Raw genomic sequence first — 20,102 nt, 5'->3', positions numbered from 1 at the left:
CGACGTGACGCGGCCCGGCGGACCCCTGGAGGTCCACCGGGCCGCGGCCCACGGTGTGGTCAGGTCACCCGTGTCGTCAGTTGACGACGAAGAGCAGCCGGTTCGGCGAGCCCGAGCCCGGGCTGGTCACCTTGCCGGTGGTGGCGTTGCTGGTCAGGTAGCTGGCCACCTGAGCCGGGGTGTAGGAGGTGTTGGCGGACAGCACGAGCGCCGCCGCGCCGGCCACGTGCGGGGACGCCATCGAGGTGCCGCTGATCGAGTTGGTGGCGGTGTCGCTGGTCCGCCACGCCGAGGTGATCGACGAACCCGGGGCGAAGATGTCCACGCAGGAGCCGTAGTTGGAGTAGGAGGCACGGGCGTCGGTGCTGGTGGTGGCGCCCACCGTGATCGCCGCGGCGACCCGGGCCGGCGACGAGTTGCAGGCGTTGGCGCTGGAGTTGCCGGCCGCGAGCGCGTACGTGATGCCGGAGTTGATCGAGTTGGCCACCGCGTTGTCCAGCGTGGTGCTGGCGCCGCCGCCGAGGCTCATGTTGGCCACGGCCGGCTTCACCGCGTTCGAGGTGACCCAGTTGACGCCGCTGATCACGCCGGCGGTGGTGCCGCTGCCGGAGCAGTTGAGCACCTTGACGGCCACTAGGCGCACGCCCTTGGCCACGCCGTACTTGGTGCCGCCGACGGTGCCGGCGACGTGGGTGCCGTGGCCGTTGCAGTCGGTGTTGTTGGTGTCGACCGTGTTGGTGCCCCAGGTGGCCCGGCCGCCGAAGTCGCTGTGCGTGGTGCGGATGCCCGTGTCGATGATGTAGGCGCGCACGTTGCTGGCGGTGTTCGGGTAGGTGAAGGTGCTGTTCAGCGGCAGGTTGCGCTGGTCGATCCGGTCCAGGCCCCAGGTGGCCCCGGTCTGGGTGCCCTGGGTGGTCATGACGCGGTCCTGCTCGACGTACGCGACCGCCGGGTCGGCGGCGAGCCGGCGCGCCTGGGCGGCGGTCATCTTCGCGCTGTAGCCGGTGAGAGCGGAGCTCCACACCGTGCCGACGTTGCCGCCGTAGCGCTTGGCCAGGCCGGCGGCCCGGTCCGGGACGGCGGTACGGGCGGCGAGGGTGTTCGCGGTGCCGACCGCGTCGCCCTTGAGCACGACCACGTAGCTGCCGCTGACGGCGTCGGCGGCACCGGCGTACCGGATCTCCCCGGTGGGCGCGGCGAGAGCGGGCGTGGAGGCGGCGGCGGCGAAGGCCGCGGCGGCGGCCGTGACGGCGAGCGCACGCAGCGCGCGGCGCCGGGGAAGGGACACGTCGGGCATCGTCTGGCTCCCTACCGGGGCAGCCCGGTTTGTGGCCGGATCACCCCATCGACGGATGTTGGCAGGAATGCTAACCAGAGATCGACAAACATGAAAGAGATAGTTGCCGATAGATACGGTCCACGTTATGGATCGGCGGGTGCGCGCCACGCCGGACGGCGCCCGAGGCAGGATGAGCACGTGGACCGTCACGACATGCTGCTCTCCCCCGCCGGGGTCGACGCGCTGCGCACCGCGCTGACACTCGCCCGCTTCACCGCCAACGGGATCGCCGACCGCCTGGGCCCGCAGGGCACCGGCGGCGTGGCCCGCAACGACTACCGGGCCGCGCTGCGCGCCACCGAGGACCGGGACCGGCTGGCCACGCTGATCCGCGTCTTCATCTGCGACCAGACCGAGCCGGAGGCGGCGGTCGCCGACGCGCTGGCCCCGCTGGCGCTGGACGAGGCGCTGGCCGGGGGCATCGTCGAGCGGCACGGCGACGGCCTGCGCGCCGCTGTCGACCTGGAGCCGTACGGCGACGACTGGTGGGTGCTCGCCGACGTGCCCGCCAGCGCCCGGCCCGGCCGTCCGCTGCACGCCGAGCACGTGCTGGGCATCGGCGGCGCGACCCAGACGCTGATCTCGGCGGCCGTACGCCCGGTCGTGGACACCGCGCTCGACCTCGGCACCGGCTCCGGCGTACAGGCGCTGCACCTGGGCACCCACGCCCGCCGGGTCACCGCCACCGACGTCTCCGAGCGGGCGCTGCGGTTCGCCGCCACCACCGCCGCGCTCAACGGACAGGACTGGGAACTGCTGCGCGGGGACATGGTCGCCCCGGTGGCCGGACGCCGCTTCGACCTGGTGGTCAGCAACCCGCCGTTCGTGGTCGGGCCGGGCACCACCACGCACGTCTACCGGGACTCCGGGCGGGTCGGCGACGCGATCGGCGCGGAACTGGCCGCCGCCGCGCCGGACCTGCTCACCGAGGGCGGCACCATGCAGTACCTGGCGAACTGGGTGCACGTCACCGGTGAGGACTGGGCCGAGCGGGTCACCGGCTGGTTCGCCGGCACCGGCCTGGACGCCTGGGTCATCCAGCGCGAGGTGGCCGACCCGATGGCGTACGTGAACCTCTGGCTGACCGACGTCGGCGAGAGCGCCGACCCGCAGCGGATGGCGGCCTGGCTGGACTGGTTCGACGCGCACAAGGTGGAGGCGATCGGTTTCGGCATCGTCTCGCTGCGCCGCTCCGGCCACGCCCGGCCGGTCGTCCGGGTGGAGGACCTGCGCCAGCGGGTCGAGCCGCCGCTGGGCGACCGGATCGGCGAGTGGTTCACCAGGCAGGACTGGCTGCGCGCCCGGGACACCGAGGGCCTGCTCGCCGTCCGCTACCGCGCCGCCGAAGGGCTCCAGCTCCGGCAGGAGGCCACCATGGGCGACGACGGCTGGGCGGTGGACCGGCAGGTCCTGGCCATGCCGCGCGGGCTGCGCTGGTCGGAGGAGATCGACCCGCTGGTGCTCGCCCTGGTCGGCGGCGCGGACGGCCGGCTGCCGCTGCGCGACCAGCTCTCGCTGCTGGCCGCCGCGCACGACGTGGCGCCGGACGAGCTGGCCGAGGCGGCCGGGCCGATCGTGGCGCACCTGGTCGAGCGCGGCATCATCGAGCCGGTGACCGACTGATGCGGGCGGTGGTGCAGACGGTCGGCCGGGCCCGGGTGACAGTCGACGACGAGGTGACCGGTGAGATCACCGACGGGCTGCTGGTGCTGCTCGGCGTCACCCACACCGACACCCCGCAGGTGGCCGCCACGATGGCCCGCAAGCTGCACGAGCTGCGCATCCTCGACGACGAACGCAGCGCCGCCGACGTCGGCGCGCCGCTGCTGCTGGTCAGCCAGTTCACGCTCTACGGCGACGCGCGCAAGGGCCGGCGGCCGAGCTGGACCGCCGCCGCTCCCGCCGAGGTGGCCGAACCCCTGGTAGACGCGGTGGTCGAACAGCTGCGCGCCCGGGGCGCGAAGGTGGAGACCGGCCGCTTCCGCGCCCACATGCTGGTGGAGAGCGTCAACGTCGGTCCCCGGACCCTCGTGCTCGATCTCTAGAAGAACAGCCCACGGCGGGACAGCGACTGCCGCAGCCAGCCGTCGAGCTGGGCGGCCCAGTCGGTCTGCTCCGCCGTGGCGTGGTCCACCGTGAACCGGCCGAAGGCGTCGCGGCCCTCCGTGAACAGACCGCCCCGCTTGTCCAGCTCCAGCACCACGTGCACCTGCTGCGGATCGGTGACGAAGGTGACCTCGAGCTGGTTCATCGCGCCCGCGTACTGCGGCGCCGGGTAGAACTCGATCTCCTGGTAGAAGGGCAACTGCTGGCGTACGCCGTAGATGTGCCCACGCTCGACGTCGGCGCGCGCGAAGCGGAAGCCCAGCCGCAGCAGCGCCTCCAGCAGCCGCTCGTGGGCGGGCAGCGGGTGCACCGACACGGCGTCCATGTCGCCCTTGTCCACCGCCCGGGCCACCTCCAGCTCGGTACGCAGACCCATCGTCATGCCGTGCAGGTGCTGGCCGTACAGGTCGGTGAGCGGGGTCTCCCAGGGCACCTGGTAGCGGAACGGCACGTCGTAGCGCTGCCCCGGCTCCAGCCGGAACGCGCCGGTCATCTGGGCGCGGCCGAACTCCTGGTTGACGTCGTACTCCGAATCGGAACTCTCCACCTCGACCCGGGTGACCAGACCGAGCGCGACGTAGCTCACGTCCACCGGGTGGTCGCCGCCGACCACCTGGATCCGGCCCTCCAGAACGCCGCCCGGGCGACAGTTCGGGTTGGCCAGGACCGTCTCCACCGACGGTCCGCCCACACCCATCGCCTGCATGAGCCGCTTGAAGACCACCACGTTCTCCGATCATCAGTGCCGGGCCGGCCCCGACGGCCGGTCGGTGGCACGGTAACCGCGCCGGACAAGGGAATGCCGGATTCCCACGTGGATTCCTGTCGGGTCCCCGATCGCCTCACTCCCGTCTCACGCCCCGACCGCCAAGCTGTTTGTCATCGGCCCCCACCGCGTGGGCGGCACGGGACCGGTAGGCACGTCGGACACGGGGAGAACAGAGATGACCCAGCAGATGATCGAGCACCAGGACATGGACGTCACCCTCACGGACCTCGACGCCACCGACGAGCGCGGCGTCTCCACCGACCTGGTCCGGGCGTACCTGAACGGCATCGGCCGCACCAAGCTGCTCACCGCGGCGCAGGAGGTCGAGCTGAGCAAGCGGATCGAGGCCGGCCTCTTCGCCGAGGAGAAGCTGGCCACCTGCACCCCCGTCTCCGCCGAGCTGCGCGCGGACCTGGCGCTGATCGCGGCCGAGGGCCGCGCCGCCAAGGACCACCTGCTGGAGGCGAACCTACGGCTGGTGGTGAGCATCGCCAAGCGCTACACCGGTCGCGGCATGGCCTTCCTCGACCTCATCCAGGAAGGCAACCTCGGCCTCATCCGCGCCGTCGAGAAGTTCGACTACACCAAGGGCTACAAGTTCTCCACCTACGCCACCTGGTGGATCCGCCAGGCCATCACCCGCGCCATGGCCGACCAGGCCCGCACCATCCGCATCCCCGTGCACATGGTCGAGCAGGTCAACCGGATGGTCCGGGTGCGCCGTGAGCTGTCCGTGTCGCTGGGTCGCGAGCCCACCGTGAGCGAGGTGGCCGTGGCGCTGGAGATCCCCGAGTTCCAGGTGATCGAGCTGATCTCCTACGACCGGGAGCCGGTCAGCCTGGACCAGGCCGTCGGCGAGGACGGCGAGAGCGCGCTCGGCGACTTCGTCGCCGCCGTCGACCCGCGTACCGAGCCGGGCGACGCCGCCACCAACGGCGAGCTGCGCAACGAGGTCCGGATCGTGCTGGCCACGCTGTCCCAGCGGGAGCAGGCGGTGATCCGGCTGCGCTTCGGCCTGGACGACGGCCGGCAGCGCACGCTGGACGAGGTGGGCCGCGAGTTCGGGCTGTCCCGGGAGCGGATCCGGCAGATCGAGAAGGTGACGCTGCTGAAGCTGCGCGACCCGGAGCGGGCGAACCGGCTGGAGGCGTACGCCTGCTGAGCCACCCCTACCCCGACAGGCCCCGGCGGTTCGCCGGGGCCTGTCGCGCTTGACCCGGGAGCTCCCAGCGTATAGAACCGAATGGTTACACAACCAGGAGGTTATGAACGTGCCCCCGGATCTGCTCGACGCCACCTTCGCCGCGCTCGCCGACCCCACCCGGCGGGCCATCCTCGCCCGGCTGGCCGCCGGGGAGGCCACAGTCACCGAGCTGGCCGAGCCGTTCGCGATGAGCCAGCCGGCCGTCTCCAAGCACCTCAAGGTGCTCGAACGCGCCGGCCTGGTCACCCGGGGCCGGGACGCGCAGCGCCGCCCCTGCCGGCTCGACGCCCGGCCGCTGCGGGAGGCCGTGGCGTGGCTGGCGAACTACCGGGACTACTGGGCCGAGAGCTACGCGCGCCTGGACGAGGTGCTCGCCGAACTGACCGCCGAGGAGCAGCGGTGACCGGCCTGACCGTGACCCTGCACGGCGACCGGGAGATCCGGCTCAGCCGCGACTTCGCCGCTCCCCGGCATCTGGTGTTCGCCGCCTTCACCCGCCCCGAACTGCTGATGCGCTGGTGGGGCGCACGCGGCTGGCATCTCGTCGAGTGCGAGGTGGACCTGCGGGTGGGCGGACGCTGGCGGTTCGTCTCCCGCGGGCCGGACGGCGACCTGATGGCCCAGGGCGGCACGTACCGGGAGATCGACCCGCCGGCGCGGCTGGTCTGCACCGAACTCTTCGACGACCAGTCCTACCCGGGCGAGACGCTGGTGCGGCACGACTTCACCGGCTCGGCGGACCGGACGACAGTCGTCACCCACCTGCGCTACGCCACCCCGCAGGGCCGCGACACCGTCCTGCGCTACCCGATGATCCGCGGCCTGAGCGAGGCGTTCGACCGGCTCACCGCCGTGCTGCACACCGACTCGACGACAGGAGCGACAACATGAACTGGACGCTGGAAGTGGTGGTCGTACCGGTCTCCGACCTGGACCGGGCCAAGGAGTTCTACGCGCAACGGCTCGGCTTCGCCGTCGACCACGACACCGATCTCGGCGGGATGGGGCGGATCGTGCAACTCACTCCCCCAGGCTCCGGCTGCTCGATCGTCCTCGGCCGGGGCGTCGTACCGGAGATGCCGCCGGGCTCACTCAAGGGCCTGCAACTCGTCGTGGCCGACCTGGAACGGGCGCGCGCCGAACTGGTCGAGCGGGGCGTCGAGGTGAGCGAGATCCAGGTGATGGGCCAGAACCCGCACCCGGTGCCGCACCCGCTGGACAACGTCGGCTTCGTCTTCTTCCGTGACCCCGACGGCAACGGGTGGTCGGTGCAGCAGATCTCCGCCCGCGGCTGAGCGCTGCGGCGCCCGCGGTCGGGCGCGGCGGCGCGCGGCCGTCGCGCGGGCGGGCGCTGCGGGTCGCGCGGGCGGGCGCTGTTAAGAAGGGGCCCTTCCTCTACCGGAGGCGTTAATAAGGGGCCCTTCCTTACAAGCGGCGGGGGCCGGTGTCGGGGCGCGCGACCTCCGCGCCGGTGCGCACGGTGGCGTGCAGCACCGAGATGCCGTCCGGCCGGGCCAGCACCGGATTCAGCGTGAGCGACCGCACCCGGGGCTGCTCGTCGGCGAGCCGCCCGACCCGCACCAGCAGGTCGACCAGCGCCGCCCGGTCCACCGGCGCGGCGCCCCGGTGCCCGCGCAGCAGCGGCGCGGCCCGGGGCTCGTCGACCAGTTCGGCGGCGTCCCGGTCGGTCAGCGGCACCGCCCGCCAGGCCCGGTCGCCGAGCAGTTCGGTCGCCACGCCACCGAGCCCGAACCCGACCACCGGCCCGAACGCCGGATCCTCCACCAGCTCCACCACGCACGCCACGCCGGGCGCGACCATCGGCTGGACCAGGACCTCCGCGCCGAACGCCGGTGCCATCTCGGCGTACGCGCGGCGCAGCGCGGCGGCGTCGGCCAGGTCGAGGCGTACCGCGCCGAGGTCGAGGCGGTGCCGCAGCCCGGGGGCGGCGGCCTTGAGCGCCACCGGCCAGCCGAGCCGCTCCCCCACCGCCGCCGCTTCCTCGGCCGAGCGGGCCGGCACCGAGTCCACCACGTCGATGCCGTACGCGCGCAGCAACGCCGCCGCGTCGGCCCCGTCGGGGCGCAGCGCGGCGTGCCCCGCCGTGCGGTCCACGTCGGGAAGTTCCGGCAGCACCCCGGCGGGCCGGCGCAGCCAGTCCGCGTACGCGGTGACCCGGCCCAGCGCGCGTACCGCCTCCTCGACGCTCGGGTACGCCGGCACCCCGGCCGGCACCAGCCCGGCGAGGAACGTCGCCACCACCGGCTTGCCGGTGACCCGCGCGTCGGGCAGCGCCGAGGCGAAGTCGGCCACCGGGTCGGCGAGCTGCCCCGGCAGCGGCGGCGCGAACACCGCCACCACGGCGTCGACCCGCTCGTCGGCGACCGCGTCACCGAGCGCGGCGGCGTACGCGGCGGCCCCGGCGCTCGGCCCGACGTCCCGCGGGTACCCGTCGGCGACCGTCAGTCCCTGAGCGGCGCAGGCGGTGGCGGCCAGCCCGGTCAGCGCCGACGAGTTGCCCACCACGGCGACCCGCCGCCCGGCCGGCAGCGGCTGGTGGGCCAGCAGCACACCCACGTCGAGCAGTTCGGACACGGTGTCCACCCGGATCACCCCGGACTGGGCGAACAGCGCGCTCACCGCCGCCGCGTCCAGCGCGGGCGCCTCCCCCACGCCCGGCGGCCGGGCCAGCGAGGCGAGCGCCACCACCGGCTTGCTGCGGCCGATGCGCCGGGCCAGCCGGGCGAACTTGCGCGGGTTGCCGAACGTCTCCAGGTAGAGCGTGATGACGTCGGTGGCCGGGTCGTCCTGCCAGTACTGCAGCAGGTCGTTGCCGGACACGTCGGCCCGGTTGCCGGCCGACACGAAGCTGGACAGGCCGAGCCCGCGCCGGGACGCCTCGGCCAGCAGCGCCACCCCGAACGCGCCGGACTGGCTGAACACGCCGACCCGGCCCGCCGCGGGCAGCACCGGGGCGAGCGTGGCGTTGAGGCGTACCGCCGGGTCGGTGTTGGCGACGCCGAGGCAGTTCGGGCCGACCACCCGCATGCCGGCCAGGTGCGCGGCGCGGACCAGCGCGCGCTGCGCCGCCGCGCCGGCCGGGCCGGACTCGGCGAACCCGGCCGAGATCACCACCAGGCCGTGCGCGCCCGCCCGGGCCGCGTCGCGGACCACGTCGGTCACCGCGTCCGGCGGGACCGCCACCACGGCCAGGTCGACGTCCTGGCCGGCGTCGGCCGCCGACGGGTACGCGGGCAGCCCCGCCACCGTCGCCGCGCTCGGGTGCACCGGCACGATCGCGCCGGTGAACCCGCCGTCGCGCAGGTGCCCGAGCAGCGCCGCGCCGACGCCCTGACCGGTGGTGCTGGCGCCGTAGACGGCGATGCCGCGTGGCGCGAGCAGCCGGGCGATCGAGCGGGCCTCGGTACGGTGCTCCCGGCCGCGCTGCACCTCGAGCGTCGCCTCGGTCGGCGCGATCGGGAAGGTCAGGTGCACCACGCCGTCGGCGTACTGGCGCTGGACCTGGTAGCCGAAGTCGGCGAAGACCCGCAGCATCGCCCCGTTGGCCGGGAGCACCTCGGCGACGAAGTGCACGATGCCGTTGCGTCCGGCCGCGTCGGCCAGGTGCTCCAGCAGCACCGAGCCGATGCCCCGGCCCTGGTAGGCGTCCTCGACCACGAACGCCACCTCGGCCTCCGGCGAGGCGGGGCCGAGGCGCTCGTACCGGCCGACGGCGACGATCCGCTCGCCGGCCAGCACCACGAACGCCTCCCGGTCGCGGTGGTCGACGTTGACGAAGCGCTTCAGGTCGCGTTCCGGGATACGCGGGTACGGCGAGAAGTAGCGCAGGTAGCGGGTGCGCTCGGAAAAGCGGCCGTGCATGGCCACGATCTCGGGCGCGTCCTCGGGACGGATCTGTCGCAGCTGGACGGTCGTACCGTCGCTGAGCAGCACGTCCACCGGTTGTTCGACGGTGGTCACCGGTCGGTCCTCCCTGCCGCCGGCTCAGTCGCGCGGGTCGTGCGGGTCGAGCCCGAGCAGCGGGAAGACGGCCTTGCGGGTGGCCGCGACGGCCCGGTCCACCGCGTTCGGCTCGCCGCTGGGCTGCCACGGCTGGTACGACGGGTCGACGTCGTCGGTCATCCGCAGCGGCACCTCGTGCCCGGGTCGCCGCCGCGCGGCCAGGTCCCGCCAACCCGGCGGGGTCAGCGTGGCCGGGTCGACCGGCTCGCCGGTGGCGATCGCGAGCAGGTGCGTCCAGGCCCTCGGCACCACCTCGACCAGCGCGTACCCGCCGCCGCCCGTGGCGATCCAGCGGCCGTCGCACAGCTCGTCGGCGAGCGCGCGCAGCGAGCGGTAGGTGGCCCGCTGCCCGTCCACCGACAGGTGCAGGTCGGCCAGCGGATCCTTGCGGTGCCCGTCGGCGCCGCACTGGGTGACAAGCACCTGCGGCCGGTACGCGCGCAGCACCGACGGCACGACCGCGTGGAACGCGCGCTGCCAGCCGGCGTCGCCGACCCCGGGCGGCAGCGGCACGTTGACGGCGGTGCCCTCCGCGCCCGGCCCGCCGGTCTCGTCCGGGAACCCGGTGCCGGGGAACAGCGCGAGCGGCGTCTCGTGCAGGCTGATGGTGAGCACCCGCGGATCGCGGTAGAAGATCTCCTGCACGCCGTCGCCGTGGTGCACGTCCACGTCCACGTACGCGATCCGCTGCGCACCGAGGTCGAGCAGCCGGGCGATGGCCACGGCCGGGTCGTTGTAGACACAGAAGCCGGCGGCGCGGGCGGGCATGGCGTGGTGCAGCCCGCCGGCCACGTTCACGGCGCGGCGGGCGTCGCCGCGCCAGACCGCCTCGGCGGCGGCCACTGTGGCACCGGCGATCAGCGCGCTCGCCTCGTGCATGCCGTCGAAGACCGGATTGTCCGACGTGCCCAGGCCGAACCCGGCGAACAGCGGGTCGCGCGGCGCGGCCCGGACCGCGTCCAGATAGGCCGGATCGTGGACGCGGGTGAGCAGCGCGTCGTCGGCCGGCTCGGGCTTGACCAGCCGCACGCCGGGCCGGTCCAGCACGCCCAGCTCGCGGGCGAGCGCCATGGTCAGCTCGACCCGGACCGGGTCCAGCGGATGGTCGCCCATGTCGTAGGTGAGGAGAGCCTCGTCCCACACCACCACCGTGTCGTCGGCCATGCGGCCATCGTCGCACGTGGGCCCGGGTGCGCCCACCTGACGTACGCTCACCGGCCGGACGTGCCACCGGTGGCGACCGGACGGTCCGGGTCGGCCACCCACTCGCTCCACGAACCGACGTACAGCGCGGCGTCCGGACGGCCGGCCAGGTGCAACGCGAGCACCGCCTGCGCGGCGGTCACCCCGGAGCCGCAGTACGCGCCGACCGCCGCGCCCGCGTCCACCCCGGCGGCGGCGAACCGCTCCCGCAGCGCGTCCGCGTCCGGGAACCGCCCCTGCGTGACGTACTCCGGGGCGGGCAGGTTGACCGCGCCCGGCACGTGCCCGGCGACCGGATCGACCGGCTCGTGTTCGCCCCGGTAGCGCGGCGCGGCCCGTACGTCGAGCAGCACCCCGGGCTCGGCGGCGGCGAGCCGGGCGGCCCGCGCGGCGTCCAGCACCGGCAGCGCGCCCGGCGCCACCGTCACGTCGCCCGGCGCCGGGGCGGGTACGCCGGTGTCGACCGGCAGGCCGGCTGCCGTCCAGGCCGGGTAGCCGCCGTGCAGCACCCGCACCTGCCGGTGGCCCGCCCAACGCAGCGTCCACCAGGCCCGGGCGGCGGACATCCCGTCGCCGCCGTCGTACACGACAACGGGGTGACCGGCGCGGACGCCCGCCGCCCGCAGCGCGGCCTGCAACGCCGCCGGGTCCGGCAGCGGGTGCCGGCCGGCGGCGCCGGGCCGCCCGCACAGCTCGGTGTCCAGGTCGACGAAGACCGCGCCGGGCAGGTGGCCGGCGGCGTAGTCCGCGCGGCCGGGCGGTCCGGTGAGCCGCCAGCGGACGTCGAGCAGGGTCGGCGGGTCGGCATGATCGAGTTCGGCGGCGAGCCGGTCGGGCTCGACCAGCAGGTCTGCGGTGGCGGACATGCGGTCCAGTCAACACCATCCGGGCCGCCACCTCCGGCTTCGCCTGCCGTCGATGGTCGGTGGTAACGGGTACCATCGGTGCCCGGGAGGCCGCTGACGTGAAGCACGACCTTGTTGACACGACCGAGATGTACCTGCGCACCATCCTCGAACTCGAGGAGGAGGGTGTGCCGCCGCTGCGTGCCCGCATCGCCGAGCGGCTCAAGCAGAGCGGCCCGACCGTCAGCCAGACCGTCGCGCGGATGGAGCGGGACGGCCTGCTCACGGTCGAGGGCGACCGGCACCTGAGCCTCACCCCGGCGGGTCGCAACACCGCCGTGTCGGTGATGCGCAAGCACCGGCTGGCCGAGCTGCTGCTGGTGAACGTGATCGGGATGCCCTACGAGGAGGCCCACGAAGAGGCCTGCCGGTGGGAGCACGTGATGAGCGACGCGGTGGAGAAGCGGGTCTTCGACCTGCTCAACCGCCCCACCCGCTCGCCGTACGGCAACCCGATCCCGGGCCTGGAGGAGCTGGGCGACCCGGGCCAGCCGCCGGTCGAGGCCGGCGAGAGCGAGCGCAACCTGGCCTTCCCGGGCCTGTCCGGCCAGGTCGTGGTGCGCCGCATCTGCGAGAGCGTGCAGACCGACTCGGACGTGCTCCGGCAGTTGCACGCCGCCGGTGTCGACCCGGGCGCGACGGTGACCGTGGCGCAGGAACGCGACGGCGTCTCCATCGACCGCTCCGGCGACCGGGTCCGCCTGCCCCGCGAGGTGGCGTCCCGGGTGTTCGTCGCGGCCCGCTGACCCGGGTCAGAGCTGGCGGGTGTCGATCACCTTGGCCAGCGTGACCAGCTTGCCGGCCGTCTTGTCCGCCTCCGCCTTGGCGGTGCCGGTGGGGGCGGTCCAGCGCAGGGTGGCGAGCCGGCCCTCGGTGGCCAGCCAGCCGACCTCGGCGACCGGGCCCGCCTTAGCGGTCTTGGGCAGCGTGCGCCGGTAGCCGGCCTTACCCAGCTTGGTGATCTTCGTGGCGCCGCTGGGCTGCACGTCGAGGGTGAACGTGGCCGCGTCGATCGACGTCTCGGTGACCGACAGCGTCAGCTCCGGCAGCACCGCCCCGGCCGCGCGCACCACGCAGGTGTGCGTGTCGCCCCGCTCGGTGGCGGCGGCCACGTCGAACTCGCCACCGGTGTGCTCGGCGATCACCGCGAAGTCGAGCAGCCGGCAGGCGCCGCCCGAGGAGGCGGCCGCGACCGCGACCGGTGGGCGCGGCTCCGTCGGCACGTCGACCGTCGGGGCTTCCTCGGCGCAGCCGGCGGCGAGCAGGACGGCCGGCACGGCCAGCCAGATTCGGGCACGCACGGGAGACCTCCGCGGTCGGCGGCGGGTCCGACCCGCCGGAGTTCCGTCGGACACCGTACGGCGTGCCCGCGCGGGGACGGAAGCCCCTAATCGGTTACGTACGGACAGTGCCGACATCCTCGCCCGCAGCACGTCCCTCGCCGGGCCAGGAAGCCCGCGCTGAGCACGAACAGTCCGGTCTCCGGGTCCAGGTAGCCGGCCTCCCCGGCGGCCAGGGCGGCGGCGTGCGCGGCCAGGATCCGGTCCCGCCCCGGGTGATCCGGCAACAGCCGCGACGGGTGCGGTTCGGTAAGCGGCCGGTCCGCCAGCTCGTCACGCACCGCTGAAGTGTAAGGAAGGGCCCCTGCTTAACGTTTTCTGCATAGGAGGGGCCCCCTTTTAACATCCCCCACGGATGGTCCGCTCGGCCAGCAGGAACGCCTGGGACTGCCGCTCCGTGGCGACCGGCGCGCGGACCAGCGTCGCCGAGACCGTGAACCCGGCCGTCGCGAGTTGCGCGGCCAGTCGTTCCGGCGGCAGCCAGTGCACGTCGTACGCGACGTCGTGGCCGTACGCCCGCTCCAGCCGTACGCACCGGTCACCGGCCTTGACCGCGAGGAGCAGGTGACCGCCCGGGGCGAGCGCCCGGTGGAAACCGGCGAACACCCCGGGCAGCAGCTCCGGTGGCAGGTGGATGATCGAGTACCAGGAGACCAGCCCGGCCAGCGAGGCGTCGGGCACGGTCAGCTCGGTCAGCGAGCCCACCTCGAAACGCAGCTCCGGGTACGCGCGGCGGGCCACCGCCACCATGCCGGGCGACAGGTCGACGCCGCCGATGTCCAGGCCGAGCCGGTGCAGGTGGGCGGTGACGCGACCGGTGCCGCAGCCCACTTCCAGCACCGGCCGGCCCGGCCCGACCGTCTCGGCGTACGCGGCCAGCAGCGCCCGGTCCAGCGGTGGTTCCACCACGTCGGGCAGCAGCCGCGCGTAGTCCTCGGCGACCGTGTCGTACGCGGCCCGCGTCTCCACCAGCCACCCGGGTTCGCTCACACCCACCTGCCCCACCCCTCGATCATGAAGTTGACGGTCGCCGCGTCGGCGTGTCGCACCGCCAACTTCATGATCACGCGCTCGGGGTTGGGGTGGGGGTGGGGAGCCAGGTGAGGGCCTGGCCGTGGCCTGTCGTCCAGGCCACGGGACGGCCGTCGAGGGCCAGGACGTTGTGGAAGCCGTCGGTGGGCGGCTCCGGCAGGTCGGCGTGGGGCAGCACCGACGGGTCCTCGTTGGCTATCCAGTGGCCGGGCAGGGTCCGGACCAGCGCGGTGAACGCGTCCCGGCGCGCCTTCGGCACCTGGTAGAGCACCGAGCTGTGGAACACCACGAGCGTCGCCCCGGCCGGGGCCTGCTCGGCCAGCGCCGGCAGGTCGTCCACCAGGTCACCGCGTACCAGCAGTGGCGGATCGGCCGCCGCGACCGCCGCCGCGGCGCGCAGCCGGTCCCGGCGGTGCCGGTGCTCCGGCCAGATCAGCGCCTCCAGCCAGGCCACGTCGGCCGGGTCGGTGACGTCGAGCGGGTTCACGTCCAGCCCGGCCCGCCACACCACCTCGGGCAGCCGCTGCGGCGGCTCGGTGCCGGTCAGGTCACAGTCGAGCAACGGCTCGCCGTCGCCGATCCGCCGATCGCCGTAGCGGTAGGCGTACCGGTCCGGGTAGAGGCACAGCCCGGCGGAGGCGCCGACCTCCAGCAACGCCAGCGGCTGCGGCAACGCGGCGAGCACCGGCAGCAGAGCCGCGCAGCGTCCCGCCTCGTTCGTCTGCGTCGCCCGCACCCGCATCTGCGCCGCCACGTCCGGCCAGTGCCCCATCACGTACGCGCGGAACGCCGCCGGGTCGTCCACCGGCCCGCCGCGCAGCCGCACCACCCCGAACAGCAGGTTCGGCTGACGCTTGGCCGGCGGCAGCGTGTCGAGCAGGGCGAGCAACTCCGGGTCACCGGCGACCACCCGCGACAACCGCTCGTACGCCGGGGACACGCCGCGCGTCTCACGCTCGGCGAAGACCCGATAGATGTCGGTCGTGCTCATCCCCCGAGCATTCCAGCTCGCGTACGCGATGGGCTGTGACAGTGGGCACCTACGGAAGTTTGGGCCGACGGGGACGAAGCCCTCGGGAGATCTCCTCCAGGTGCCGCTGTTGGTGCTCGCGCACCATGGCCTCCCAGACCTCCTGGTCGAAGTCCGGATCGAGCGGCACCCACCGGTGCGAGCCGTCGCAGTAGTGGAACCGTTCGTCGCCCGGCCGAATGACACTCATCGCACCCACCCGAGGAAGCGCTGATGCAACACCCCGGCCGGTACCCAGGTCAGATCCTCCGCCGCCCACACCAGATAGGACCCCATGTACAAGCTCAACGACACCGGCGCTCCGGCGAACTCGGCCCGCAGCTCGCGACGCCGCGTCGGGCAGGGCCACGGAGCGCCACACCCACCGCAGCTCCACACCGGAAGAACCGGCCCGTGGGTGGTCACCGGAGGCCGTCCAGGAAGCGCCGGGTGGCGGTCCGCGCCTGCCTGCGGGCCGCCCATTCGACCTGCTGACAGGGGTACGGGCACAGACGCGCCCACCATGCCCGGCACCCCGTGCAGAAGCCGTCGATGCCGGGTACGTGTACCGACAGGATCTGCCGGACCTGCGGCTCCGTCACGTCTGCTCCTCACCCGGCCAGTGGCCGCGACGGATCGGGATGCGATGGCGTGCGCGGCACGGCAGTTCCGCACCGCAGCGGCAGATCCACCGCCAGCGTCGCCAGGACCACACCGGACGGTGCCGCCGGGCGAGGGTCAGCGCGACCGCCAACACGTACTCCTCGTACGACACACGAGCACGCATGCCGCCTCCTACTTTGTTCATGCGCGGATAATTTTGCGCGCGCATTTTCAGTCAGTCAACGATGTGCGCGCATGTCGTGCGGGCGTGTCGCGTGTCCACCGCACGCCGGCCGGCGGCACAATCACCGGCATGGAAAGTCCGACCTTCGTTCGCTTCCAGCTCGGGGCGCAGTTACGCAAAGCGCGAGAGCAGGCCGATGTCACCGCCGAGGAAGCAGCGGCGGCAATCGAGGTGACCGCGAGCACCCTGCGCCGCATCGAGGCCGGTCGGGTCGGTATCAAAGGCCCTGCGCTCAACGCGCTGCTTGATCGCTACGGCGTCACCGATGCCGAGCTGCGCGACACGCTGCTGTCGATGGCGCGCACCGGGAAGCAGCGCGGCTGGTGGGCGAAGTACGGGGATCTGCCCTCGTCGTATCGGCAGTACATCGGATTGGAATCCGCAGCCGAGGAGGTGCAGACCTTCGAGACGCTTGTCGTGCCGGGCCTGCTCCAGACACCGGCATACTCGCGGGCGATGATGGCGGAGGATGCCTTCGAACCTTCACCCGAGGCGGTCGAGAGGCGAGTCGCCGTCCGGACGCACCGCCAGGAGCTGATCTCGTCGGGCAAGCTCCGCCTGGTAGCTGTACTGGACGAAGCAGTCCTGCACCGCCAGATCGGTGGTGCAGCCGTCATGGCCGACCAGCTCACCGCCTTGCTCGACGCCGGCAGCCGATGGAACGTCACGGTCCAGGTGATCCCGTTCCGGGAAGGTGCCTACGCTTCCATGCTGTCGAGCTTCCACATCCTCAACTTCGCTGACGGCCCCAGCGTGGTGTAATCGAGGGTTTGACGGGCGATCTCTACGCGGAGGGCGAGGATGTGCGCCGCTGTACGGTGGTGTTCAACAGCCTGCGCGCCGCGGCCCTGTCGCCAACCGACTCGGCGACAATGATCAAAGCAATCCGAGGCGCGCTGCCCGTGGAGTAGGAGGCGGACGTGGACTCGCAGTGGCGCAAGAGCACCCGGAGCGGCACCAACGGAGCCTGCGTCGAAGCGAGATACGCCGACCAGGCAGTAGAAGTCCGCGACAGCAAGGATGCAGGCGGCGCGGTTCTACGCTTCAAGCGTCAGCCGTGGCAAGCGTTCCTCCGCACCCTGCGCTGAGCGCCCACCTCGGCGGTGCTCGTGCCAGGCGCTGGCAGGAAATGGAGGTGGCATGACAGACCGGATCGGCATCAAGTGGCGCAAATCGAGTCGCAGCGACAACAACGGCGGAGCGTGCGTTGAGATTGCCGCAGTCAACGGGAGCATCCTGATCCGCGACAGCAAGGATGCGTCCGGCCCGGTTCTGCGCTTTGGGCGTCAGCCGTGGCAGGTGTTCCTCCGTACCCTGCGCTGAGCCCGACTCGCCAAAGCACGCGCGAGCGCGGCAGGGAGGTCCCTGCCGCGCTCGCGTCTTCGGTCGGTCGTCAGCTGCAGCCGCTGGTGGAGCCGCAGCCCTCGCAGACGTAGCAGCTACCGGCGGGCCGCATCTTCGTGCCGCAGGTGAAGCAGAGCGGCGCGTCGGCGGCCTTGCCGATCACGGCCTCCAGCAGCTCCGTGCTGGAACCCACCACCGGAGCGGGCTTGACCGCGGCGACGTCGGCCATCTCCTGCGCCGGCTGCGCGACCGGGCCGGTCTTCGGCTCCGGCGCCTCGACCGGGGCGGAGGCGGCCATCGCGGTGAGGTCCGCACCGCTCGCCTCCGCCTCCGCCTCGGCCGCGAGCTGGGCGGCCCGCTCCTTGGCGGTGAAGATGCCCAGCTCGGCGCGGCGGTCGTACGGCAGGAAGTCCAGCGCCAGGCGACGGAAGATGTAGTCCATCACCGAGGCGGCCATCCGCACGTCCGGGTCGTCGGTCATGCCGGCCGGCTCGAAGCGCATGTTGGTGAACTTGCTGACGTACGTCTCCAGCGGGACGCCGTACTGGAGACCGATGGAGATGGCCACCGAGAAGGCGTCCATCACGCCGGCCAGGGTCGAGCCCTGCTTCGACATCTTGAGGAAGACCTCGCCGAGACCGTCGTCCGGGTACGACGAGGCGGTGAGGTAGCCCTCCGCGCCGCCGACCGAGAAGGAGATGGTCTCCGACGGGCGCTTCTTCGGCAGCCGCTTGCGCACCGGGCGGTACTCGACGACCTTCTCCACGACCTTCTCCGGCTCGGCGGCCGGGGCCTGGGTCTCGACGGTGCTCTTGTTCTTCTTCGCCGCCGACAGCGGCTGGCCGACCTTGCAGTTGTCCCGGTAGATCGCCAGCGCCTTGAGGCCGAGCTTCCAGCCCTCGAAGTAGATCTTCTCGACGTCCTCGACGGTGGCCTGCTCCGGCATGTTCACCGTCTTGGAGATGGCGCCGGAGATGAACGGCTGGACGGCCGCCATCATCCGCACGTGGCCCATCGGCGCGATCGAGCGCTCACCCATGGCGCAGTCGAAGACCGGGTAGTGCTCCGGCTTGAGGCCCGGGGCGTCCACCACGTGGCCGTGGTCGGCGATGTGCTCGACGATCGCCTCGACCTGCTCCTCGGGGTAGCCGAGGCTGCGCAGGGCGCGCGGCACGGTCTGGTTGACGATCTGCATCGAGCCGCCACCGACCAGCTTCTTGAACTTCACCAACGCCAGGTCCGGCTCGACGCCGGTGGTGTCGCAGTCCATCATCAGGCCGATGGTGCCGGTCGGGGCGAGCACGCTGGCCTGCGAGTTGCGCCAGCCGTGCTTGTCACCGAGCTTGTTGCCCAGCGTCCACTGCTTGGTCGCCTCGCGCTGCAGGGCGGTGGCCACGGTGCCGGTCGGCTTGATCGCGTCGTTGGCGGCGGCGTGCTTGCGCATGACCCGCTTGTGCGGCTCGGCGTTGCGGGCGTAGCCGTCGTACGGGCCGACGATGCCGGCCAGCTCGGCGGAGCGGCGGTAGGCGGTGCCGGTCATCAGCGAGGTGATCGCGGCGGACACCTCCCGGCCCTGCTCCGAGTCGTACGGCAGGCCGGAGGCCATCAGCAGCGCGCCCAGGTTGGCGTACCCGATGCCGAGCTGCCGGTAGGCGCGGCTGGTCTCGCCGATCTTCTCGGTCGGGAAGTCGGCGAAGCAGATCGAGATGTCCATCGCGGTGATGACGAACTCGACCGACTTGACGAACTTCTCGACCTCGAAGCCGCCGTCGGCGCGCAGGAACTTCATCAGGTTCAGCGAGGCCAGGTTGCACGAGGAGTTGTCCAGGTGCAGGTACTCCGAGCACGGGTTCGACGCGGTGATCCGCCCGGTCTCCGGGCAGGTGTGCCAGTCGTTGATGGTGTCGTCGTACTGCAGGCCCGGGTCGGCGCACTCCCAGGCGGCCTGGGCGATGGTGCGGAACAGGTTCTTCGCGTCGATGGTCTCGATGACCTGGCCGTCGAGCCGGCCGCGCAGGTCGAAGCCGCCGCCGTTCTCCACAGCGGACATGAACTCGTCCGAGACGCGGACCGAGTTGTTGGCGTTCTGGTACTGCACGCTGACGATGTCGGCGCCGCCCAGGTCCATGTCGAACCCGGCGTCGCGCAGCGCGCGGATCTTGTCCTCCTCGCGCGCCTTGGTGACGACGAACTCCTGGATGTCCGGGTGGTCGACGTCGAGGATCACCATCTTCGCCGCGCGCCGGGTGGCGCCGCCGGACTTGATGGTGCCGGCGGAGGCGTCCGCGCCGCGCATGAAGCTGACCGGGCCGGAGGCGTTGCCGCCGGAGGAGAGCAGCTCGCGGGAGGAGCGGATCCGGGACAGGTTGACGCCGGAGCCGGAGCCGCCCTTGAAGATCAGCCCCTCCTCCTTGTACCAGTCGAGGATCGAGTCCATCGAGTCGTCGACGGCCAGGATGAAGCAGGCGCTGACCTGCTGCGGCGACGGCGTGCCGACGTTGAACCACACCGGCGAGTTGAAGCTGAACACCTGGTGCAGCAGCATCCAGGTCAGCTCGTGGCCGAACACCTCGGCGTCGGCCGGAGTGGCGAAGTAGCCGTACTCCTCGCCTGCGGTGCGGTAGGTGTCGACCACCCGGTCGATCAGCTGCCGCAGCGACCACTCCCGCTCCGGGGTCCCCACCGCGCCCCGGAAGTACTTGGTGGTCACGATGTTGGCCGCGTTCACCGACCAGGACTCGGGGAACTCCACCCCGCGCTGCTCGAAGTTGATCGAGCCGTCCCGCCAGTTCGTCATGACGACGTCGCGGCGCTCCCAGGCGACCTCGTCGTAGGGATGCACCCCCTCGGTCGTCCAGACGCGCTCGATCTTCAGCCCTGCCCCGGCCTTGTTCCGTGACCTGCTGGTCGTCACGCCCTCGCCCCCCTCGTCGGCACGGTCACCCACCGCGCCTCGTGTACCTGTCAGAAACCCGAAAATG

23 protein-coding genes are annotated in these 20,102 nt (G+C 72.6%); 10 read left to right on the top strand and 13 right to left on the bottom strand.

All coding sequences use genetic code 11. The features are described from left to right. Positions 1-76: 76 nt before the first annotated feature. Positions 77-1,297, bottom strand: a complete 1,221-nt coding sequence (locus tag A4R25_RS15460; protein WP_043325696.1) for a S8 family peptidase — start codon at positions 1,295-1,297, stop codon at positions 77-79. Positions 1,298-1,477: 180 nt separating this feature from the next. On the opposite strand from A4R25_RS15460, the gene A4R25_RS15455 reads away from it, so the two are divergent. Both A4R25_RS15455 and dtd read left to right on the top strand, forming a co-directional pair. Further along, positions 1,478-2,962: a methyltransferase gene (locus tag A4R25_RS15455; protein WP_064447134.1), complete on the top strand. Its 1,485-nt coding sequence runs from the start codon at positions 1,478-1,480 to the stop codon at positions 2,960-2,962. Next, positions 2,962-3,384 carry a D-aminoacyl-tRNA deacylase gene (gene dtd / locus A4R25_RS15450; protein ID WP_064447133.1) on the top strand — a complete coding sequence of 141 codons (423 nt, stop codon included), beginning with the start codon at positions 2,962-2,964 and terminating at the stop codon, positions 3,382-3,384. The genes A4R25_RS15455 and dtd overlap by 1 nt, the downstream gene beginning before the upstream one ends. Here dtd and A4R25_RS15445 read toward each other — a convergent pair. Then, positions 3,381-4,169 (bottom strand): sporulation protein, encoded by a 789-nt coding sequence (locus A4R25_RS15445; RefSeq protein ID WP_043330535.1) that lies wholly within the window; start codon positions 4,167-4,169, stop codon positions 3,381-3,383. The genes dtd and A4R25_RS15445 overlap by 4 nt on opposite strands. A gap of 220 nt (positions 4,170-4,389) precedes the next feature. Between A4R25_RS15445 and sigB the strand changes: the two genes are divergently transcribed. The 4 genes from sigB (at position 4,390) to A4R25_RS15425 (ending at position 6,713) form a co-directional block, all read left to right on the top strand. After that, on the top strand, positions 4,390-5,376 hold the full coding sequence (gene sigB, locus A4R25_RS15440) for an RNA polymerase sigma factor SigB (RefSeq protein WP_043325701.1): 987 nt from the start codon (positions 4,390-4,392) through the stop codon (positions 5,374-5,376). A gap of 109 nt (positions 5,377-5,485) precedes the next feature. After that, positions 5,486-5,821 carry a helix-turn-helix transcriptional regulator gene (locus A4R25_RS15435; protein WP_043330536.1) on the top strand — a complete coding sequence of 112 codons (336 nt, stop codon included), beginning with the start codon at positions 5,486-5,488 and terminating at the stop codon, positions 5,819-5,821. Then, positions 5,818-6,309 carry an SRPBCC family protein gene (locus A4R25_RS15430; RefSeq protein ID WP_064447132.1) on the top strand — a complete coding sequence of 164 codons (492 nt, stop codon included), beginning with the start codon at positions 5,818-5,820 and terminating at the stop codon, positions 6,307-6,309. The genes A4R25_RS15435 and A4R25_RS15430 overlap by 4 nt, the downstream gene beginning before the upstream one ends. Next, entirely contained in the window at positions 6,306-6,713 is a 408-nt protein-coding gene (locus A4R25_RS15425) for a VOC family protein (protein WP_043325703.1), read from the top strand. Before A4R25_RS15430 ends, A4R25_RS15425 begins: the two co-directional genes overlap by 4 nt. A gap of 130 nt (positions 6,714-6,843) precedes the next feature. Here A4R25_RS15425 and A4R25_RS15420 read toward each other — a convergent pair whose 3' ends face one another. Genes A4R25_RS15420 through A4R25_RS15410 form a run of 3 tightly spaced genes read right to left on the bottom strand, consistent with a single transcriptional unit; the run spans position 6,844 to position 11,510 of the window. Next, positions 6,844-9,399 (bottom strand): bifunctional GNAT family N-acetyltransferase/acetate--CoA ligase family protein, encoded by a 2,556-nt coding sequence (locus A4R25_RS15420; RefSeq protein ID WP_064447131.1) that lies wholly within the window; start codon positions 9,397-9,399, stop codon positions 6,844-6,846. Positions 9,400-9,423: 24 nt separating this feature from the next. After that, positions 9,424-10,605: an acetoin utilization protein AcuC gene (locus tag A4R25_RS15415; protein ID WP_064447130.1), complete on the bottom strand. Its 1,182-nt coding sequence runs from the start codon at positions 10,603-10,605 to the stop codon at positions 9,424-9,426. A 47-nt stretch (positions 10,606-10,652) separates the two neighbouring features. Further along, positions 10,653-11,510, bottom strand: a complete 858-nt coding sequence (locus A4R25_RS15410; RefSeq protein ID WP_064447129.1) for a sulfurtransferase — start codon at positions 11,508-11,510, stop codon at positions 10,653-10,655. Positions 11,511-11,608: 98 nt separating this feature from the next. On the opposite strand from A4R25_RS15410, the gene A4R25_RS15405 reads away from it, so the two are divergent. After that, complete coding sequence (locus A4R25_RS15405) at positions 11,609-12,295, top strand: metal-dependent transcriptional regulator (protein ID WP_082931031.1); 687 nt, start codon at positions 11,609-11,611, stop codon at positions 12,293-12,295. A 6-nt stretch (positions 12,296-12,301) separates the two neighbouring features. Here A4R25_RS15405 and A4R25_RS15400 read toward each other — a convergent pair whose 3' ends face one another. The 7 genes from A4R25_RS15400 to A4R25_RS15365 all read right to left on the bottom strand — a co-directional run bounded on the left by A4R25_RS15400 (position 12,302) and on the right by A4R25_RS15365 (position 15,717). Continuing rightward, on the bottom strand, positions 12,302-12,850 hold the full coding sequence (locus A4R25_RS15400) for a hypothetical protein (protein ID WP_064447128.1): 549 nt from the start codon (positions 12,848-12,850) through the stop codon (positions 12,302-12,304). A gap of 86 nt (positions 12,851-12,936) precedes the next feature. Continuing rightward, entirely contained in the window at positions 12,937-13,170 is a 234-nt protein-coding gene (locus tag A4R25_RS15395) for a DUF5522 domain-containing protein (RefSeq protein ID WP_064447127.1), read from the bottom strand. Between the two features lie 58 nt (positions 13,171-13,228). Continuing rightward, a complete protein-coding gene (locus tag A4R25_RS15390; protein WP_064447126.1) occupies positions 13,229-13,879 on the bottom strand; it encodes a class I SAM-dependent methyltransferase in 651 nt (216 codons plus the stop codon). A 73-nt stretch (positions 13,880-13,952) separates the two neighbouring features. Next, positions 13,953-14,912 (bottom strand): DUF2332 domain-containing protein, encoded by a 960-nt coding sequence (locus A4R25_RS15385; protein ID WP_064447125.1) that lies wholly within the window; start codon positions 14,910-14,912, stop codon positions 13,953-13,955. A gap of 49 nt (positions 14,913-14,961) precedes the next feature. Continuing rightward, positions 14,962-15,141 carry a hypothetical protein gene (locus A4R25_RS15380; RefSeq protein WP_064447124.1) on the bottom strand — a complete coding sequence of 60 codons (180 nt, stop codon included), beginning with the start codon at positions 15,139-15,141 and terminating at the stop codon, positions 14,962-14,964. 211 nt (positions 15,142-15,352) lie between these two features. Next, positions 15,353-15,532, bottom strand: coding sequence for a hypothetical protein (locus A4R25_RS15370; RefSeq protein ID WP_047891714.1), 180 nt, complete (start codon positions 15,530-15,532; stop codon positions 15,353-15,355). Continuing rightward, complete coding sequence (locus A4R25_RS15365) at positions 15,529-15,717, bottom strand: hypothetical protein (protein ID WP_064447123.1); 189 nt, start codon at positions 15,715-15,717, stop codon at positions 15,529-15,531. The genes A4R25_RS15370 and A4R25_RS15365 overlap by 4 nt, the downstream gene beginning before the upstream one ends. A 129-nt stretch (positions 15,718-15,846) precedes the next feature. On the opposite strand from A4R25_RS15365, the gene A4R25_RS15360 reads away from it, so the two are divergent. The 3 genes from A4R25_RS15360 to A4R25_RS30655 all read left to right on the top strand — a co-directional run bounded on the left by A4R25_RS15360 (position 15,847) and on the right by A4R25_RS30655 (position 17,100). Next, positions 15,847-16,539, top strand: a complete 693-nt coding sequence (locus A4R25_RS15360) for a helix-turn-helix transcriptional regulator (protein ID WP_157539069.1) — start codon at positions 15,847-15,849, stop codon at positions 16,537-16,539. A 158-nt stretch (positions 16,540-16,697) separates the two neighbouring features. Further along, positions 16,698-16,865 carry a DUF397 domain-containing protein gene (locus A4R25_RS30660; protein WP_082931024.1) on the top strand — a complete coding sequence of 56 codons (168 nt, stop codon included), beginning with the start codon at positions 16,698-16,700 and terminating at the stop codon, positions 16,863-16,865. 52 nt (positions 16,866-16,917) lie between these two features. Then, positions 16,918-17,100, top strand: coding sequence for a DUF397 domain-containing protein (locus tag A4R25_RS30655; protein ID WP_082931023.1), 183 nt, complete (start codon positions 16,918-16,920; stop codon positions 17,098-17,100). A gap of 70 nt (positions 17,101-17,170) precedes the next feature. On the opposite strand, the gene A4R25_RS15355 is transcribed toward A4R25_RS30655, so the two are convergent. Further along, a complete protein-coding gene (locus A4R25_RS15355; RefSeq protein WP_064447121.1) occupies positions 17,171-20,068 on the bottom strand; it encodes a vitamin B12-dependent ribonucleotide reductase in 2,898 nt (965 codons plus the stop codon). Between the last annotated feature and the right edge of the window lie 34 nt (positions 20,069-20,102).

Source organism: Micromonospora sp. NBRC 110037 (assembly GCF_001652995.1).
GTDB classification, from domain to species: Bacteria; Actinomycetota; Actinomycetes; order Mycobacteriales; family Micromonosporaceae; genus Micromonospora; species Micromonospora chalcea.
The sequence above is the reverse complement of the archived record's forward strand: the minus strand, read 5'-3'. Positions and strand labels throughout refer to the sequence as shown.